The sequence below is a fragment of the Ruegeria sp. CG11 genome, assembly GCF_056537245.1.
In genome coordinates this window covers 344,190-361,654 of record NZ_JBQFRE010000003.1, presented here as the reverse complement: position 1 = coordinate 361,654, position 17,465 = coordinate 344,190, and the positions used below count along the sequence as shown (strand labels likewise).

Below are 17,465 nucleotides of genomic sequence, written 5' to 3'. Positions count from 1 at the left end.
CACGGCGTCAGCGACCGATGATGATATCCGCGCAGAGGCCACCCAGACGCTCGCTCTTGCTCAGACGCAGCACGCCACCATGCGCGCGCGCAATATCGGACACGATGGCAAGGCCCAGCCCAACGCCGGGGCCCCGATTCTGATTGCGCGCCGGATCGAGGCGCGAAAAAGGTTTCACCGCCTCGGACCGCTGATCGGGCGGAATACCGGGTCCGTCATCTTCGACCCGAAAACGCACGGATTTCGGCGTGATCGACAGGCTGACATCGGCGCGCTTGCCGTATCGCACGGCATTCCCGATCAAGTTCTCTACCGCGCGCCGAATGGCGGTGGGGCGCAGCATGGCCATCCCCTCGCCTTCAACCGAGACCAGATCAGCCGCATATCCCGCCCGGCGTGCATCCTTGACGATCTGCTGCAACAAGGCTTCGGGATCGACGGATTCGGGCGATCCTTCAGCCGCACCGCGCGAAAACTCAAGGAAAGCGTCCAGCAGCAGATGCATTTCATCAACGTCCTGTTGCAGCGGCGCGGCCTCATCCTCGGGCAGCATCGACAGGCCAAGTTTCAGGCGGGTCAGCGGGGTTCTGAGGTCGTGGCTCACCCCCGACAGCATCATGGTGCGCTGCTCCATCTGGCGTTCGATACGGGCGCGCATGTCCAAAAACGCACTGCCCGCTTCGCGCACTTCGATCGCGCCGCCCGGTGAATAGGGCACCACCCTGCCCCGGCCGAAGGCCTGCGCGGCCTCGGCCAGCCGGGTGATCGGACGCAATTGATTGCGCATGTAAAGAAACGAAATCGAGGTCATGATGATCGCGAAAAACAGCATCGTCACGATCAACTGGTGCGGTGCCACCGGCGACAGGCGGCGGCGATCAAAAGTCAGCTGCAACAGGCCAAGGTCGGTCTGCATGTAAACGCGCGCCACTTGCCCACTGGGCAGTGCTACCGTATCGAGGTCCGGCAGTAAGGCGCGAAGGTCCGCGTCGACCTGCGGTGCAATGAAATCGTACCAGCGGCGGTGCCCGACCATCGGCTCTTCGTTGATGTCCAGAAATCGCGCCTTCATGTCCAGCGCCTGCAAATCGGGCCGGATAGACGCCAGTGCCTGTTGCTGTGTTTCGGTCTCGTTCACCGCATCGATCACCAACATCACCTCGCGCGAGGCCGCCCGGGTCATCTGCGCGGTAACATCCTCAAGGTGCTTTTGCAGGAACGCGACGCCCACCACCAAAAGCAGGACGACCACTGGCAGTACCAGTATTAGCGCAGCACGGGTATAGAGGCTGCGCGGCATATAGGGTTTGAGCCATTGCGCGGACATGCGCTAAACCTAACGGGCTGTTACGACAAGAGAAAGAGCGCAGAATGCAGACCCCGGAAGATTTCAACCCACCCGCCGGTCCAGCCATCGAGTTGCAACCGGGACTGCGCCGCATTTTGGCCCCGAATCCGTCTCCCATGACTTATCGCGGGACCAACACCTACTTGCTGGGCACTGGCGATCTGGCCGTAATCGACCCCGGGCCGCTCAACGATTCTCATCTTGGGGCGATTCTGGACGCGGTACAGCCCGGCCGGCGCATCAGCCACATCATCGTCACCCACAGCCATTTGGATCATTCTCCGTTGGCGCGCCCTCTGGCCGAACGGACCGGCGCACCCATTCTGGCCTTTGGCGGCCCTGAAGCCGGGCGCAGCTTGGTGATGACCGAACTGGCGCAAGGCGGAATGGCTGGAGGCGGCGAAGGCATCGACACTGCATTCCGCCCGGATATCGAACTGCCCGATGGTGCGCAGATCACCGGCGACGGCTGGCTGCTAGAGGTGATTCACACCCCCGGACATCTGGGCAACCACATCGCTTTGGGTTGGGGCAACGTCTGTTTCACCGGCGATCACGTCATGGGATGGGCCAGCTCACTGGTTTCGCCCCCTGACGGGGACCTGACCGATTTCATGACCGCCTGCCATCGCCTTCGGGCGCGCGACTGGTCGGTGTTTCACTCTGGTCACGGCGCCCCGATTCCCGACCCTGCCACGCGGCTGGAATGGCTGATCAATCACCGCCTGACGCGCGAGGCACAGATTCTGTCGGCACTCGAAGCCCAACCCGGCACGGCCCGGGACCTGGCCGAGCGCATCTATGTGGTAACTCCGACCGCGCTGTTGCCAGCCGCGGAAAGAAACGTTTTCGCGCATCTGATTGATCTGCTTGGAAAATCGATGGTCGCCACCGATGGAGCCCTATCCGCCACCGCCCGTTTTCACAGACAATCCTGAGTGCGCGGAACTTTTTTGGGAAAACGTCACATTCCCCTCTGGACGGCGAAAATACGGGTTGTTATACGCCCCTCAGTTCCGGCGTAGCTCAGCGGTAGAGCAGTTGACTGTTAATCAATTGGTCGTAGGTTCGATCCCTACCGCCGGAGCCAAAAATCCCCCATTAGATACTCCGTTTCTTTGTGCAGAACACTATTGCGTTGCGTGGGGATTGTTGAAGAAACAACCACTCAATCGACCTTCTGTGCAACACGCACTTTGCGTATGAGTTCACTCAACTTAGCTGGCGGCATTCGTGTGTTTTTCACGGTGGACCGTTTACTGGAAAAGTCTACTAGAATTCAGAAGCCCACCCGAAGTTCTTACATTACGGCATTGATAACAAACGAATAATGCGAATCAACTTCTCAGCTGGAACCTGAAGGGGTTCTACTTTGAATATCGCCATACGACCAACAAGTTCGGGCTTATTCAGGAATTCCTCAGCAACTTGCATTCGCGGACGATCTCCGTAGTCGTCAAACAAAAGCGTTACTGGGCGTTTAATGTTGAATGCCGTAGCCAAAACACACCCAACCCGGAAACGCCCATCGACCAGAACTACGTCGGGGTGCTTGAACCCTTCGCTTTGCCAAATTGACAAAGGGTACCTTGGATACAGATCCGCCCTGTCACGGTTTGCAGGAAAACCCCATTTTTTGGTTTGGCCGATATTCACCCACGAAATACTGACCTCAGTTCCTGTGTTGGGTGGATTTTCTTGGAGCCAACGTCGCATTTTGCGGGCCCATCTCCGGTCACTTTCGACACTAAAGACAGTTTTTGCCTCCATCTCTGCAGCCACCACGGTTGAGCCACCCGACCCGTATTCAAGAATGACAGAAGCCCCCTCGTAATGTTCGCGAAGGGCTTGTTGGGCATCTTCAGGCATCGTCAAAACAGGTTTTTCAAGTTCGGCTGTTTTCAATTCGTTCTCCAGAATTCCTTAGCGATTTACACCTGACGCCAAAGCGCTAGCCGAATGGCAGGCCTTCGAATTTTTATACTGCAAATCATCCCACTACAATGAAAGCAACTGGAGTATTAGTCAGGCCTATGCAGAGTGTTTGGCGCCAAGGCGGATACAGGCCCAACATAAAGCAGCCCAAGGTCTTCTAGGGTGTTTAGTTGCTCCAATACTCTACTCGACGCAGTCTCGAATGTGATCTCAAACGTGGCTGCAAGGATGCAGATTTCCGACTGGGAAACTTTTCCTAAAAAATTTTGAGACCCGCTCTGGACGCCGCAGAAACAGGTTGCTATATGGCGCGAACCGTTCCGGCGTAGCTCAGCGGTAGAGCAGTTGACTGTTAATCAATTGGTCGTAGGTTCGATCCCTACCGCCGGAGCCATATCCCCTTCATTCGAAGTTCAGGCCGTAAAGGCGTTCTCGAAATCCGCGCGCAGATTTCGCTTCAGAACCTTACCGGTAGCGTTCAAGGGCAAAGCCTCGACGAACACAACCTTGTCCGGCACCTGCCAATTGGCGATTTTACCGTTGTAGAACGCCAGGATTTCCTCTTCGGTCGGCTCTTCGCCCTCGGCTTTGACCGCAACCAACAATGGACGTTCGTCCCATTTCGGATGCGGTACGCCAACCACGGCAGCCGTCGCCAGTTTGGGATGTGCGACGGCGATGTTTTCCAACTCAACCGAACTGATCCACTCACCCCCGGATTTGATGATGTCCTTCGAGCGGTCGCGGATGGTCATGTACCCATCGGGGTCCAGCGTGGCCACATCCCCGGTCGCGAACCAGCCATCCTGCAAAAGTTCTTGATCTTGCATCTGGAAATAGCTGTCCAGCACCCAGAACCCACGCACCAGCAGATCACCCTGCGTTTCGCCATCATGCGGCAGGTCGTTGCCGTTGTCGTCCACGATCTTCAACTCAACGCCGTAACAGGGCCGCCCCTGGCTTTCCCGTAGCTTATGCTGCTCGTCCACTGGCAGGTCGAGGTATTTGGCCAAAGGCTGGTTTGCGGTACCCAGCGGGCTCATCTCGCTCATGCCCCAGGCGTGGACGGTGTCGACGCCATAGGTTTCGCGGAAGGTTTTTATCATCGACGGCGGGCACGCGGCCCCACCGATCACCGTGCGTTCGAGGCTGGCCAGCGTGGTGTCGGATTGCGCGGCATAGGCCAGCAACCCCTGCCAGATCGTCGGCACCCCCAAGGCAAGCGTGACGCCGTATGTGTCGATCAGCTTGACCAACGCCTCACCATGCAAATCCGGCCCCGGCAGCACCATGCGAGAGCCCGACATGGCGCAAGCATAGGGCGACCCCCAAGCATTCACATGGAACATCGGCACCACGGGCATCACCACATCCATCGCCGAGAACCCGATCACGTCGCGGGTGTTCGACCCAAAACTGTGCAGCACGGTCGAGCGATGAGAATACAGCACCCCCTTGGGGTTCCCGGTCGTGCCAGACGTATAACACAGGCTGGACGCGGTGTTTTCGTCAAAGCTGGGCCATTGGAATCCCGCATCGCCAGTATCGATCAGGTCGTCATAGAACTGGACGCCGGGGATTTGGGCAACCGCGTCCTCATTCCGTGGCCCCATCAGGACGAAGTGCTGAACTTCGGTCAGATGCTCTTTCAACGCGGCCACCAGCGGGATGAAGGTCGCGTCGAAGAACAGCACCTGATCCTGCGCGTGGTTGATGATATAGGTCAGTTGCTCGGGGAACAGGCGCGGGTTGACCGTGTGGCAGACGAACCCTGCGCCCGACGCGGCAAAATAGATCTCAAGGTGCCGCCGGTTGTTCCAGGCTAGGGTCCCGATCCGGGTCTGCGGCTCCAACCCTAGCTTGGTCAGCGCCGAGGCCAGTTTCCGCGCGTTTTCCGCAACCTCTGCCCAGTTTGTCTCGGTCACCGTACCGTCGGTCTCGACCGAGGTAATCTCGGTCTGACCGTGATATTTGTCTGCGTGATTTATCAGCGACGAGATCAGCAAAGGCTGCGTCATCATCTGTCCCAGCATGGGCATCCTCCCTTTGGTGGCCCCGCTTCTGTATGGCGGCGCCATCTGTTGCCTTCCCCGGACTTTATGACTGCCCGGGTCGTTTAGGCTTTTGCTTGGGGGAAATCCTGCCAATCATTTAATTTTCTGACAATAAAAGAATGCAGCCTGCCGTTGCGGCAGGCTGCGGGCTTACCCGGACCTAATCCCGGTGGCGCATCGCATAGGCGACCAGTGCCGCGGTCGAGCTATCCTTGCCCTCTGCGCTTTCCTCACCATCCACAATCGGGCCAAGCGAGGTCGCCAGCTCCTTGCCCAGTTCCACGCCCCACTGGTCGAAGGAGTTGATCCCCAGCAACACCCCTTCGACAAACACGCGGTGTTCATACAGGGCGATGATCTGGCCCAGCACAAACGGTGTGAGCTTCGGATAGATCAGGGTCGAGGAAGGCCGGTTGCCCGGGAACACGCGGTGGCGGGCCTGACGCTCCAGCTCATCGCCTTGCAGGCCTTTATCGGCCATACGTTGCCGGGCTTCATCCAGCGACCGGCCGCGCATCAGTGCCTCGGATTGGGCCAGGCAATTAGCTAGAAGCAGGCGGTGATGGTGGGCCAGTTCGGGTTCGTGCCCTTCGGCGGCGACCATGAACTCGCAGGGGATCACATCGGTGCCCTGATGGATCAACTGATAAAACGCGTGCTGTCCATTGGTGCCGGGTTCCCCCCAGACCACCGGGCCAGAAGGCAGGGTCAGCGAACTGCCATCCATGGCGACGGACTTGCCGTTCGACTCCATTTCGAGCTGTTGAAAATAGGCTGGCAGGCGCAACAGGCGTTGGTCATAAGGCAGAACCGCCCGACTGGTGTGGCCCAGAACCTGACGGTGCCAGATGCCGACCAAAGCCAGCATCACCGGCATATTCTCAGCCCAGTTTGCGGCCCGAAAATGCACATCCATCGCCTGTCCGCCCCGCAGGAAGGCGTCAAAGGCGTTCGAACCCACAGCAATCATCACTGGCAAGCCGACCGGCCCCCAGACCGAGTAGCGCCCGCCGACCCAATCGGCAAAGCCGAACACGCGGTCTTCGGGGATGCCGAAAGCTTCGGTCTTGTCCACGGCGCTGGACACGGCGGCGAATTGTTTGGCCGGATCACCGCCGCCATCCACCATCCAGGCCCGCGCGGTACGGGCGTTGGTCATGGTTTCGATGGTGGTGAATGTCTTGGACGCCACGATGATCAGCGTCCGTGTCGGGTCAAGCTGGCGCAGTGTATCGGCGATATGGGCGCCGTCCACATTGGAGACATAATGCAGCCGTGGGCCGTCGTGATACGGGGCCAGCGCGTGGGTCGCCATCACCGGCCCCAGATCGGACCCGCCAATGCCGATATTCACCACATCGGTAAAGCTGCCCCCTGCCCCGGTGATCGCACCGCCGCGCACCTCTTCGGCAAAAACCCGCATCCGCTGCAACGTGTCCAGCACGTCGGGCATCACGTCCAGACCGTCAACCTCGACCGGGCCGCCATCCAGATTGCGCAGCGCCGTGTGCAGCACAGCCCGCCCTTCGGTTTCGTTGATCTTTTCACCCGAGAACATCGCCTCGCGCCGTTCGGCCAGTCCGGCCGCATCGCAAAGCTGGATCAGAGCGTCCCGGATATCTGCGTCAATCTGCGTTTTCGAATAGTCAAACAGCAGATCGCCGGTCGAGGCCGAAAAAGCCTCGGCCCGGTTCGAATCGTTGCCAAACAGACCTAGGATGGTCTGATCTTTACGTTCGTCGGCCAGGGTGGAAAGTCTGTCCAGTTGCATCGCGCCTACTCCGCCCAGTGAACCGTCATACCACCGAGCACCGCCGCAATGGGGGCCTCTTCCGGTGGCAGGGACATGGCTTGTTCCAGCGCGTCCCGCTTGGCCGCGCCAAAAATGATCAGGTGTTTCGACAAGGCGCCATCTAGTACCGGAGCAGTCAGCGTGATCCGCGGTTCGGGCTGCACGTCAGTCCGCGCCACCGCCAGCGGGCGCGCGTGGCTGTCCAGCGCAGCCTCAAGCCCATCCATGCCCGGGAACAGGGACGCGGTGTGCATGTCCTCGCCCATCCCCAACACGACAACCGACAAGGGGCGGATCGGCGTTATCAGGCTTTCAAGTTCGGGCAGTACATCCTCTGGCTCTTCGCCGGGAACATAAAGGGGGATGTATTGCGCCGCCGCGGCGCGGTTGGTCAGCAACCGTTCCCGGATCAGACGTTCGTTCGAACGCTCATGGTCGCCCGGCACACAGCGTTCATCCGTGGGCAGAACCCGCACCCGGTCCCATTCCAGATTGGCCGCGCACAGGACGTCAAAAACCGGACCCGGTGTGGTGCCTCCCGGAACCGCCATCGAGACCACGTCATGATGCAGCAAGGCCGATTCCAGCTCGCCCGCCAACTCATTTGCAACGTCGATGGCCAGCATATCCCTGTCGGCGTATTCTTGTAGTTTCATGGGTTTATCCCTTGCCAGCGGCGACCGTCTCGTTTCATCAGCAGCTCGGCGTCGCCCGGGCCTGTGCTGCCGCTTTCATAAGGTTTGGGGACATCCCCACGCGCCTGCCAGCCCGCGATGATCGGGTCGGTCCAAGCCCAGGCGGCTTCGACCTCATCCCCGCGCATGAACAGGGTCTGGTTGCCGCGGATCACGTCCATCACCAGACGTTCATAAGCGTCCGGCGGGTCCTGGTTTTCCGGCCCCAGCGCCTCGGCAAAACTCATGTCCAAAGGCACGTCCACCAGGCGCATACCACCCGGACCCGGCTCTTTGATCGTCACCTTCAGCGTGATGCCTTCGTTCGGCTGCAGCCTGATCGACAGCACGTTGGCATGGCGCCCGGCATCCGCGCCAAAGATCGAATGCGGCGCGTCCTTGAACATCACGTTGATCACCGAGGACCGTGCCACCAAACGCTTGCCCGTGCGCAGATAGAACGGCGTACCCGCCCACCGCCAGTTGCTGACATGTGCCCGCAACGCCACATAGCTTTCTGTGGTCGAACGTGGGTTGCCGACGGTCTCTCGATAACTTGGGCCGCCTTCCCCACCTTCGAACTGTCCACGCACAATGTGGTGTGGCTCAACCGGGTCCAGCGCGCGGATTACTTTCAGCTTTTCGTCCCTTACCGCGTCCGGGTCGAACTTGGCAGGAGGCTCCATCGCTATCAGACAGAGCAACTGCATCAGGTGGTTCTGCATCATGTCGCGCATGGCACCCGCGCGATCATAATACTCCTCGCGTCCGTCGATACCAACGGATTCAGCAACCGTAATCTGGATGTGATCCACGTATTGGCTGTTCCACAACGGTTCGAACAGCATATTGCCGAACCGCACGGCCATCAAGTTCTGGACGGTTTCCTTGCCCAGGTAATGATCGATCCGGTAAATCTGCCCTTCGGTAAAATGCCTGGCCAGCGTTGCATTTAATGCCCGGGCGCTTTCCAGATCGTGACCGAATGGTTTTTCCACGACAATTCGTGTCTGCTTGGTCGCCAGTTTGTGCGACTTGATACTTTCCGCCAAAGGACCAAACAGCCGCGGACCGACCGAGAAATAGAATGCCCGCACCCGATCGACGGTCAGCTTTTCTGCCAGCAGGTCCCATCCCTCGTCCGACAGAGCATCCAACGGAACATAGTCGACCCGCTGAAGGAACGTGCTCAGCGCATCGGCGTCCTGACATTGCTTGGCCGCGTGGGTGCGCAACGATTCGGCGACGATATCCCGGAACGCATCCCGGTCGTAAACCGCGCGGGCGGCACCGATGATCTGCACGTCATCGGGCCATTGACCCGAACAGAACCTTCGAAACAGCGCCGGAAGGATCTTGCGCTGCGCAAGATCGCCGGTACTGCCGAAAATGACCAGATCGAACGGGTCAACGGGGATGACACGAGAAACCATGTGTTTTCCCTACCTTACCCCTGCGGCCATGTCTAATGTTAGCGCCATCATTTTTCGGTTTTTTTCCGATCATCAAAACTCTGTCAGGTCCGGCCTGCCGCCCTTAACTAACCTGTGTCGAAGCGCTAAGTCAGCACTGAGACACCAAAGAACCGGATACCGGAATGAAAGACAACGCCCCTCAAAGCGCCAATATCGGCAAGTTTCAGAACAAATTGGTGACAGCTGACGGGCAAACGCGGGCCTCGGTGCCGCTCAGCAACCCCGAGACGCTTTGGTTCAACACCGGAACCTTGTGCAACATCGAGTGCCTCAACTGCTATATCGAAAGCAGCCCGACCAATGACGCGCTCGTCTATATCACCGCTGATGAGGTGCGGGATTATCTGGATCAGATCAAAGACCGCAAGTGGTCGGTGCGTGAGATCGGGTTCACTGGCGGTGAGCCCTTCATGAACCCCGAAATGATCGACATGACCCGCGCCTGTCTTGAGCGCGGGTACGAGGTATTGATCCTGACCAACGCGATGCAGCCGATGATGCGCCGCAGGGTGCAAGACGGTCTGGTGGAGCTGCAACGTGACTTTGGAGACAAGCTGACGCTGCGGATTTCCGTCGATCACTACCGACCCGAATTGCATGACGAAGAGCGCGGCAAAGGCAGTTTCGCCAAGACCCTGACTGGGATGGAATGGCTGCGCGACCACGGGTTCAAAATGGCGGTTGCCGGGCGGACAGTTTGGGGCGACACCGACACCGAAAGCCGCGCCGGATACGCCGCCTTTTTTGCGAAACATGGGTTCGAGATTGACGCGCAAAACCCGGGTCAGACCGTTCTGTTCCCCGAGATGGATGAAACTGTCGAAGTCCCCGAAATCACCACCGCCTGCTGGGGCATCCTGAACAAATCGCCTGACGCAGTGATGTGCGCCAGTGCTCGCATGGTCGTGAAACGCAAGGGCGCGGACCGTCCGGCGGTTCTGGCCTGCACCCTGCTGCCCTATGCGCCCGAATTCGAGATGGGGCACACCCTGGCCGAAGCCGAAGCGGACGTGCACCTGAACCATCCGCATTGCGCGAAATTCTGTGTATTGGGTGGGGCCAGCTGCTCGGGCTGATCAGTTCAGTTCGGGGGATTTCCAGAACTTCGTGCCGGACGCTCCGGCCGAGACCCGCCAGCCCTTCTTGCCCAGCACAAAGAACGACCGGCCATCGGTGAACCGCACGGTTTCTGCGCTGCTGTCTTCCCCATACATGGCGCCGGTTTCTGCGGTCGCGTCATAGCCATGTTCGATGAACTTCTGCAGATCAGCGGCGGTTTCGAACAGGATCACGAATTTGGTTTCGAACCCGCCGATACCCACGGCCGCGCCAACGCCGCCCGTTCCCATGTTCATATAGGTGTGCTGACCGGTATCCTTCGACACCGCCACCCCGCGCCCGTACCCGGCCGAAACCGGAAACACCGTAACCTTGCGCGTGTCGAACACCGCATAGCCAGCGCTGATGCCAAAAAGAGCGTCTGCCTCGGGGTCATCCGCCAGCAGTTGGGTCAGAACCTCGCTGGCCATCAGGTCCAGTTTGACGCGGGTTTCTGCCGGCGTGGCCTCATTCGTCACCAGATCAGCGGTCGAATCTACGGTCTCACCAACGACTTCCGCGCCTTTTTGTACGGTGTCACCCACCGTTTCGGCTCCGCGCCCGATGGCGTCGGCGGTATTCTCAGCACCTTTTTTAATTTTATCCAGAACGCCTTCGGCGCTGGCAGATCCGCCAACCAACAAGGCAGCAGCAAGAAACAAAACCCGGGACATAAAGCGATTCCGTATGTGACCAATGAATTGGTCGACACCTTAACCCAAGCATTAAAAAAATAATGCGTCTCAATCGTTACTGGCCGAAAAATGTGGCCTGATACTCAATTTACTCTGAATTCACCCACGACATTGCGCCATTCTCCGGGCGCGATCATCTTACGGTGCGTGAACCGGACCGAATGCAGCGGACCTTCGATCTCACGCTGCCAGAACTCAACAAATTTAAAGAGCTTTGGATGGTCCGGCGCCAGATCGTAATCCTGCCAGATGAACGTGTTCAGAACGTGAATGTAGTCGGGCATGTGGTAGAAGAATTCCGCCGTTGTCAGCCCGTACCCCTTGAGCATCAATTCGGTTTCGCTTTGCTCCATGCAGACCTCCAATTTTGTTGCAAGGTCTCTTCATGGTAGCACGAAAATACCCTAATCCTTAGTTAACAATATGTTACTCTGGTGATACCGGGGTTTTTCACAGGCAAAAGGGTTGCTTGCTTGCACCTTATGTGCCGGGTCTGATAAGGTACATCCACAAGATATAGACCCAGAACAATACACGGGCAGTTTACGTGAGCGATACGCCAGAAACCCCAGAAAACATGGATGAAACCCCGCCCGAGCGCCCCGTATACGACGGCCCGACGGTGTCCATCGAATCCGAGATGCGCACGTCCTATCTGGACTATGCCATGTCGGTCATCGTCTCACGCGCGATCCCCGATCTGCGCGATGGCCTGAAACCGGTGCACCGGCGCATCCTGTATGCAATGCATGAGACCGGAAACACGCATGACAAGGCGTACCGCAAGTCGGCCCGTCCGGTCGGTGATGTGATGGGTAAGTACCACCCGCATGGTGACAGCGCGATCTACGACGCGCTGGTGCGGATGGCGCAGGATTTCTCGATGTCGCTGCCGCTGCTCGATGGTCAAGGCAACTTTGGCTCGATGGACGGCGATAACCCGGCGGCCATGCGTTATACCGAAGTGCGGATGGACAAACCCGCCGCCGCCCTGCTGGCCGATATCGAAAAAGAGACGGTTGATTTTCAGGACAACTACGACGGCAAGGACCGGGAGCCGACCGTCCTGCCCGCCCGTTTCCCGAACATGCTGGTCAATGGTGCCGGTGGTATCGCCGTGGGTATGGCGACGAACATCCCGCCGCATAACCTGGGCGAAGTGGTTGACGCCACGCTGGCGCTGATCGACGACCCGGACCTTACGTCCGAGCAATTGATCGAATACGTCCCCGGCCCCGATTTTCCGACCGGCGGCGTGATGCTGGGCCGGTCTGGTGCGCGCAAAGCCTATCTGGAAGGCCGCGGCAGCGTTATCATCCGCGCCAAGACCCGCGTGGAAGAGATCCGCAGGGACCGCTACGCCATTGTTGTGGATGAGATCCCCTATCAGGTGAACAAGGCCGCGATGATCGAAAAGATCGCCGAGGCCGTGCGTGAAAAGCGCATCGAAGGCGTGGCCCACGTTCAGGACGAATCCGACCGCAACGGCGTGCGGGTTGTGGTCGAGCTGAAGCGCGATGCTACGCCCGAGGTGGTGCTGAACCAGCTCTATCGTTTCTCGCCGATGCAGACATCGTTTGGCTGCAACATGCTGGCCCTGAATGGCGGCCGGCCCGAGCAGTTGACCCTGCGCCGGTTCCTGACTTCGTTCATCGACTTCCGCGAAGATGTCGTTGCCCGCCGCACCGCGTACGACTTGCGCAAGGCGCGCGAGCGCAGCCACATTCTGTGTGGTCTGGCCGTGGCAGTCTCGAACGTGGACGAGGTTGTGGCCACCATCCGCTCGTCCGCCGACGCAGCCGAGGCCCGCGAAAAGCTTATGACTCGTCGCTGGCCTGCGGCAGAAATCGAAGGTTATCTGCGTCTGATCGACGATCCGCTGTCCAAGATGAACGATGACGGTACCTATAACCTGACCGAGGTTCAGGCCCGCGCCATCCTCGATCTGCGCCTGCAGCGCCTGACTCAGATCGGCGTCAAAGAGGTCACGGACGAGCTGGAAGAACTGGCCGCCAAGATCAAGGAATACCTCGATATTCTGTCCTCGCGAGAGCGCATCATGTCGATCATCGGCGATGAACTGCGCAGCATCCGCGAGCAGTTCGCTGTGCCCCGTCGTACCGAGATCGTCGACTGGTCCGGCGACATGGAAGACGAGGATCTGATCGAACGCGAGGACATGGTCGTGACGGTCACTTCGGGCGGTTACATCAAGCGGACCCCGCTGGCTGATTTCCGTGCCCAGAAACGCGGCGGTAAGGGCCTGTCGGGGATGCAGACCAAAGAAGAGGATGTGGTTACCAACCTCTTCGTGGCCAACACGCATACCCAGTTGTTGTTCTTCACCACCGAAGGCATGGTCTACAAGCTTAAGACCTGGCGCCTGCCGCAGTCCAGCCGGACCGGCAAGGGCAAAGCCATCGTCAACATCCTGCCGATCCCAACCGGCGTTTCCATTGCCGCGATCATGCCTGTGGATGTCCCGGATGAAGAGTGGGAGAACCTGCAGATCGTCTTCGCCACCAGCGCGGGCGACGTACGTCGCAACCGGCTGTCGGATTTCACCAATGTCCGCCGCAACGGCAAGATCGCGATGAAGCTGCCCGAGGACGTGGAGCTGGTGAATGCCCGCATCTGCTCTGAAGACGAAGACGTGATGCTGGTCACCAACTCGGGCCGCGCGATCCGTTTCCGCACCACTGATGTGCGTGTCTTCAACTCGCGCGAATCCACCGGTGTACGCGGCATCAGGCTGACGAATGGCGACCGTGTCGTATCCATGTCCGTGATCCGCCACTTTGAGGCCGGGCCGGACGAGCGGGCAGCCTACCTCAAGATGCGCCGCGCCGTGGCAGGCATCGCGGATGACGGCGAAACGGATGAGGATGAAGTCGCACCCGGAGCAATCTCGCAAGAGCGCTATGCCGAAATGTCGGCCGCCGAAAACCTGATCCTGACGATCACCGCAGGAGGTGCAGGCAAGCTCAGCTCCAGCCACGACTACCCCGTTCGCGGACGTGGTGGCATGGGTGTTGCGGCGATGGACAAGGCAATGCGCGGCGGTGAGTTGGTCGCATCCTTCCCGGTTGAGATCGACGACCAGATCATGCTGGCCACCTCCAAGGGTCAGTCGATCCGGGTGCCGGTCGATGGCATTTCCTTCCGATCCCGCAGCGCGGGCGGCGTGAAGGTGTTCAACACCGGCAAGGGCGAAGAGGTCGTCAGCGTCGCCTGGATCGCCGATCAGGGGGACGATGAGGCAGACGCCTAATGTTGACAAAGATGAGCGGCGCAAAAGCCGCTCATTTTCTTTTCGGAAAGCAAAATGAAACACCTCTTTCTTCCCATCGCTGCTATTTCTGCCTTGGCCGCACATCCAGTACACGCCGATGAGTTGCTCGGGCCTGCGTTAATAGAAGAAATCAGTGGTCAGCACTTTGACTGCATGATGGGGGAGAACCCTCTGGAATGGATCGTTTCGGACGTGACGCTGGACGCCACGTCCGTTCCTTATTCCGCTATCGTGCGGGGTAAGACAGTCGAGGCTGAATATAGCATAAGCGTCGACGGTCGCCTCACCTCGGACGGATATGGCGACGAACGTAGGGTCGAAAAAATTGCCGATGGATCGCTGAGCGTTGCGCGTTCCGACGGACGTGTCATGAATTGCACAGCACGCTAAAGCGCAGGGCGCGTTCAGCCGATACCGACTTTTCGATCACCAAGCGGGGTAGCCGAGGCCACCCAAGTCATTTCAGACCGTACAGCACCCCAAACTTCTCTTCTAAATAGCTGAGCAGAGGCTCCGGCCCCGGCTCCATTCCGCTGGCGCGCTGGATGGTGTCGCGCGGGGCGTACAGGCCTCCGTGACGCTGCAGGTTTTCCCGCAACCAGCCGGTTGCACCGGATGTATCGCCTTTGGCCAGTTGCGTATCCAGATCCGGTACCGCTGCCCGCAGCGCCTCACAGAGGCAGCCTGCATAGACATTGCCCAGCGAATAGGTCGGGAAGTACCCAAACAGCCCAACCGACCAATGCACGTCCTGCAAGCACCCGTTCGAGGGCTTGTCGACCGCATGGCCGAAATCGGCCTTGAACCTGTCGTTCCACGCGGCCTCCAGATCGCTGACCTGCAGGTCTCCGGCCATCAGGGCGCGCTCCAGATCAAAGCGCAGCATGATGTGCAGGTTGTATTGCACCTCATCGGCCTCAGTACGGATATAGCCGTTATGGACGCCATTGACCGTGGCATAAAAGGCATCGGCATCCGCAATTCCGAAATCGCCGAACGTCTCGACCATCTGGCCGTAGAGCCAGCCGGTGAAAGCGCGCGAGCGGCCCAGTTGGTTTTCGTAGATCCGGCTTTGGCTTTCATGCACGCCCATAGACACGCCCTGCCCCAGTGGCGTCAGAAGAAGATCTGGGGCGATGCCCTGTTCATAGGCGGCGTGGCCGACCTCGTGAATGGTCGAGTAGAAGCAATTGAACGGGTCGGTCGCACTGGTGCGTGTGGTGATCCGCACGTCCAACCCGCTGCCGGAACTGAACGGGTGCACCGCCTTGTCGACGCGGCCGGTGTTCAGGTCATAGCCGAAGGTGGTCGCCAGTTTTTGCGACAGGCGCATTTGCGCCAGCTCGTCGAATTTTCCGGTCAGGGCTTGCGGCGCAGGTTTGCCCAGAACAGCAGCACGAAGGGCCACCAGACGCGGGCGCATCTGGTCGAAAATCTCGGCAATCTGTGCACCCGTTGTGTAGGGTTCATAATCCTCGACCATGGCGTCATAGACATCGCCGCCCTGCGCCAGAGCCGCGCCCTCTTCGCGTTTCAGCGCGACGACTTCTTGCAGCACTGGCAGGAACGCTGCCACGTCTTCGTTCGCACGGGCCAGCGCCCATGTGCCTTGCGCGGCAGAGGTCACACGCGCGATGGCTTTCGCCAGATCGGCGGGCACTTTGACCGTGCGCTCGTATGATCGGCGGATGTCACGCAGTTGGGCGCGAGCCGTATCGTCTTGCGGATCGGCCTGCTCCAGCCACTCGGCCACGCGCGGGTCCGAGCGGCGGGCGTGCAGCACTGCCTCGATCGCGGCCATCTCTTCGGCGCGCTGCGGGGCGGCGCCACGCGGCATCACTGTTTCCTGATCCCAGCCCAATCGCCCGGCAATCTGCCCGAGGGCCGAGGTTTCGCGCTGAAAGGCCATCAGGTCGTCATAGGCGGTCATCGGGGTCAGGCTCCGCGGATTGAAGTGGCGATGGGGTAAGCGGTCAGGAACCGCGCGCGCAGGATCAGGGTCCAAACTACGATGGCCATGAACTGGTGGAAAATGGCAAGCTGCCACGGGGCAGCGTAGACCACGGTCAGGATACCGATGACCACCTGCAACGACAACGCCGCAAAAGCCGCGTTGAAGGCAAAGCGCGTCTGCGGGTGCGCGCTGGTGCTGCCGCGTCGCCAGACAATGATGGCGAAGATGAACAGCAGGTAACCCGCGCAGCGGTGAATGAACTGCACCAAGCCGGGACTTTCGAAGAAGTTGCGCCACATCGGTTCCAGCATCGCCGCATCCGGTGGCAAAAGCTGCCCGCCGATCAGCGGCCAGTCGGTGTAAGACCGACCCGCGTCGATCCCGGCCACCAACGCACCGATCAGGATTTGCAGGAACGCAAAGTGCATCAGGCCGGTCGACAGCGAGAACAATTTTGCCTCTTTCGCTCGGCGGGCCTGCATCAGGTCACGCTCTTCGCGACCCAGTTCAAAGATATACCAGGCGAGGAAACCAAGGATCACGAAGGCCAGGCCCAGGTGCACCGCGAGGCGATAGCTGGCGACGGCGATCATGCCCTCGCCCTGTGTCACGCCCGAGGCCACCATCCACCAGCCGACAGCACCCTGAACACCGCCCAGAAGGCCAGGGATCAGCAGCTTGCCGGTCCACCCGGTTGGGATTTTACGTGCGACGAGGAAGCCGAAGAACCCAAGCGCCCAGACCAGACCGATCACGCGGCCCAGTTGGCGGTGGCCCCATTCCCACCAGTAGATGAATTGGAAATCACTCAGCTCCATCCACTGGTTCTGGATGCGCCATTGGTCGATCTCTTTGTACTTGTCGAACTCGGCCTGCCAGTCGGCCTCGGTCATAGGCGGGATGGCCCCTGTGATCGGACGCCATTCAGTGATCGACAACCCGCTATCCGTCAGGCGTGTGAGGCCTCCAACGGCGATCATAACAACGACCAGCGCAAACAGGATCATCAGCCAGACGCGGATCGCACCGCGTGCGCCGCCGCGGCCCCGGTCGATCATGCCAGGCTGCACCGCCTGTTGTTTCTCGGTGTCCGAGACCTCTTCGAAGATGCTGCGCTTACCGCTCATGCCGTCCTCATGTCCTGATTT

General features: G+C 59.6%; 14 protein-coding genes and 2 tRNA genes. 6 read left to right on the top strand and 10 right to left on the bottom strand.

Annotated features, from left to right (window positions below):
* Positions 1-7: 7 nt before the first annotated feature.
* Positions 8-1,327 carry an ATP-binding protein gene (locus tag ACR0KW_RS11155; protein WP_480805032.1) on the bottom strand — a complete coding sequence of 440 codons (1,320 nt, stop codon included), beginning with the start codon at positions 1,325-1,327 and terminating at the stop codon, positions 8-10.
* Positions 1,328-1,371: 44 nt separating this feature from the next.
* Here ACR0KW_RS11155 and ACR0KW_RS11150 point away from each other — a divergent pair, with 44 nt between their 5' ends.
* Positions 1,372-2,286, top strand: a complete 915-nt coding sequence (locus tag ACR0KW_RS11150) for an MBL fold metallo-hydrolase (protein WP_480805031.1) — start codon at positions 1,372-1,374, stop codon at positions 2,284-2,286.
* A gap of 77 nt (positions 2,287-2,363) precedes the next feature.
* Positions 2,364-2,438 (top strand) — tRNA-Asn (locus ACR0KW_RS11145).
* A 215-nt stretch (positions 2,439-2,653) separates the two neighbouring features.
* Here ACR0KW_RS11145 and ACR0KW_RS11140 read toward each other — a convergent pair.
* A complete protein-coding gene (locus tag ACR0KW_RS11140; RefSeq protein ID WP_480805030.1) occupies positions 2,654-3,253 on the bottom strand; it encodes a hypothetical protein in 600 nt (199 codons plus the stop codon).
* A 349-nt stretch (positions 3,254-3,602) separates the two neighbouring features.
* On the opposite strand from ACR0KW_RS11140, the gene ACR0KW_RS11135 reads away from it, so the two are divergent.
* Positions 3,603-3,677: transfer RNA gene (locus tag ACR0KW_RS11135), tRNA-Asn, on the top strand.
* Between the two features lie 19 nt (positions 3,678-3,696).
* Here ACR0KW_RS11135 and ACR0KW_RS11130 read toward each other — a convergent pair.
* From ACR0KW_RS11130 to zwf, 4 genes are all read right to left on the bottom strand, one after another.
* Positions 3,697-5,316, bottom strand: coding sequence for a long-chain-fatty-acid--CoA ligase (locus ACR0KW_RS11130; RefSeq protein ID WP_480805029.1), 1,620 nt, complete (start codon positions 5,314-5,316; stop codon positions 3,697-3,699).
* A gap of 181 nt (positions 5,317-5,497) precedes the next feature.
* Positions 5,498-7,108 carry a glucose-6-phosphate isomerase gene (pgi, locus tag ACR0KW_RS11125; protein ID WP_480805028.1) on the bottom strand — a complete coding sequence of 537 codons (1,611 nt, stop codon included), beginning with the start codon at positions 7,106-7,108 and terminating at the stop codon, positions 5,498-5,500.
* Between the two features lie 5 nt (positions 7,109-7,113).
* Positions 7,114-7,785: a 6-phosphogluconolactonase gene (gene pgl / locus ACR0KW_RS11120; protein ID WP_170325095.1), complete on the bottom strand. Its 672-nt coding sequence runs from the start codon at positions 7,783-7,785 to the stop codon at positions 7,114-7,116.
* Entirely contained in the window at positions 7,782-9,236 is a 1,455-nt protein-coding gene (zwf, locus tag ACR0KW_RS11115; RefSeq protein WP_480805027.1) for a glucose-6-phosphate dehydrogenase, read from the bottom strand. Before zwf ends, pgl begins: the two co-directional genes overlap by 4 nt.
* 164 nt (positions 9,237-9,400) lie before the next feature.
* On the opposite strand from zwf, the gene ACR0KW_RS11110 reads away from it, so the two are divergent.
* Complete coding sequence (locus tag ACR0KW_RS11110) at positions 9,401-10,354, top strand: radical SAM protein (RefSeq protein WP_480805026.1); 954 nt, start codon at positions 9,401-9,403, stop codon at positions 10,352-10,354.
* Here the strand turns inward: ACR0KW_RS11110 and ACR0KW_RS11105 are convergent, their stop codons facing one another.
* Positions 10,355-11,050: a lipid-binding SYLF domain-containing protein gene (locus ACR0KW_RS11105; protein ID WP_480805025.1), complete on the bottom strand. Its 696-nt coding sequence runs from the start codon at positions 11,048-11,050 to the stop codon at positions 10,355-10,357.
* Between the two features lie 104 nt (positions 11,051-11,154).
* Positions 11,155-11,424, bottom strand: a complete 270-nt coding sequence (locus ACR0KW_RS11100) for an usg protein (RefSeq protein WP_170325099.1) — start codon at positions 11,422-11,424, stop codon at positions 11,155-11,157.
* Between the two features lie 194 nt (positions 11,425-11,618).
* On the opposite strand from ACR0KW_RS11100, the gene gyrA reads away from it, so the two are divergent.
* A complete protein-coding gene (gene gyrA / locus ACR0KW_RS11095; RefSeq protein ID WP_480805024.1) occupies positions 11,619-14,342 on the top strand; it encodes a DNA gyrase subunit A in 2,724 nt (907 codons plus the stop codon).
* A gap of 54 nt (positions 14,343-14,396) precedes the next feature.
* Positions 14,397-14,753, top strand: a complete 357-nt coding sequence (locus tag ACR0KW_RS11090; RefSeq protein ID WP_480805023.1) for a hypothetical protein — start codon at positions 14,397-14,399, stop codon at positions 14,751-14,753.
* Between the two features lie 67 nt (positions 14,754-14,820).
* Here the strand turns inward: ACR0KW_RS11090 and ACR0KW_RS11085 are convergent, their stop codons facing one another.
* The gene (locus ACR0KW_RS11085) at positions 14,821-16,293 is read right to left on the bottom strand and encodes a carboxypeptidase M32 (RefSeq protein ID WP_480805022.1); all 1,473 of its coding nucleotides are present in this window, start codon (positions 16,291-16,293) and stop codon (positions 14,821-14,823) included.
* Between the two features lie 5 nt (positions 16,294-16,298).
* The gene (ctaA, locus tag ACR0KW_RS11080) at positions 16,299-17,444 is read right to left on the bottom strand and encodes a heme A synthase (RefSeq protein ID WP_480805021.1); all 1,146 of its coding nucleotides are present in this window, start codon (positions 17,442-17,444) and stop codon (positions 16,299-16,301) included.
* Positions 17,445-17,465: the final 21 nt, after the last annotated feature.

What these genes read in the sequence shown, in the direction of transcription:
- pgi (WP_480805028.1), bottom strand. Translation starts at nt 7,108, where the DNA reads ATGCAACTGGACAGACTTTCCACCCTGGCCGACGAACGTAAAGATCAG.
- ACR0KW_RS11085 (WP_480805022.1), bottom strand. Translation starts at nt 16,293, where the DNA reads ATGACCGCCTATGACGACCTGATGGCCTTTCAGCGCGAAACCTCGGCC.
- ACR0KW_RS11105 (WP_480805025.1), bottom strand. Translation starts at nt 11,050, where the DNA reads ATGTCCCGGGTTTTGTTTCTTGCTGCTGCCTTGTTGGTTGGCGGATCT.
- pgl (WP_170325095.1), bottom strand. Translation starts at nt 7,785, where the DNA reads ATGAAACTACAAGAATACGCCGACAGGGATATGCTGGCCATCGACGTT.
- zwf (WP_480805027.1), bottom strand. Translation starts at nt 9,236, where the DNA reads ATGGTTTCTCGTGTCATCCCCGTTGACCCGTTCGATCTGGTCATTTTC.
- ACR0KW_RS11155 (WP_480805032.1), bottom strand. Translation starts at nt 1,327, where the DNA reads ATGTCCGCGCAATGGCTCAAACCCTATATGCCGCGCAGCCTCTATACC.
- ACR0KW_RS11110 (WP_480805026.1), top strand. Translation starts at nt 9,401, where the DNA reads ATGAAAGACAACGCCCCTCAAAGCGCCAATATCGGCAAGTTTCAGAAC.
- ACR0KW_RS11100 (WP_170325099.1), bottom strand. Translation starts at nt 11,424, where the DNA reads ATGGAGCAAAGCGAAACCGAATTGATGCTCAAGGGGTACGGGCTGACA.
- ACR0KW_RS11130 (WP_480805029.1), bottom strand. Translation starts at nt 5,316, where the DNA reads ATGCTGGGACAGATGATGACGCAGCCTTTGCTGATCTCGTCGCTGATA.
- ACR0KW_RS11150 (WP_480805031.1), top strand. Translation starts at nt 1,372, where the DNA reads ATGCAGACCCCGGAAGATTTCAACCCACCCGCCGGTCCAGCCATCGAG.
- ctaA (WP_480805021.1), bottom strand. Translation starts at nt 17,444, where the DNA reads ATGAGCGGTAAGCGCAGCATCTTCGAAGAGGTCTCGGACACCGAGAAA.
- ACR0KW_RS11090 (WP_480805023.1), top strand. Translation starts at nt 14,397, where the DNA reads ATGAAACACCTCTTTCTTCCCATCGCTGCTATTTCTGCCTTGGCCGCA.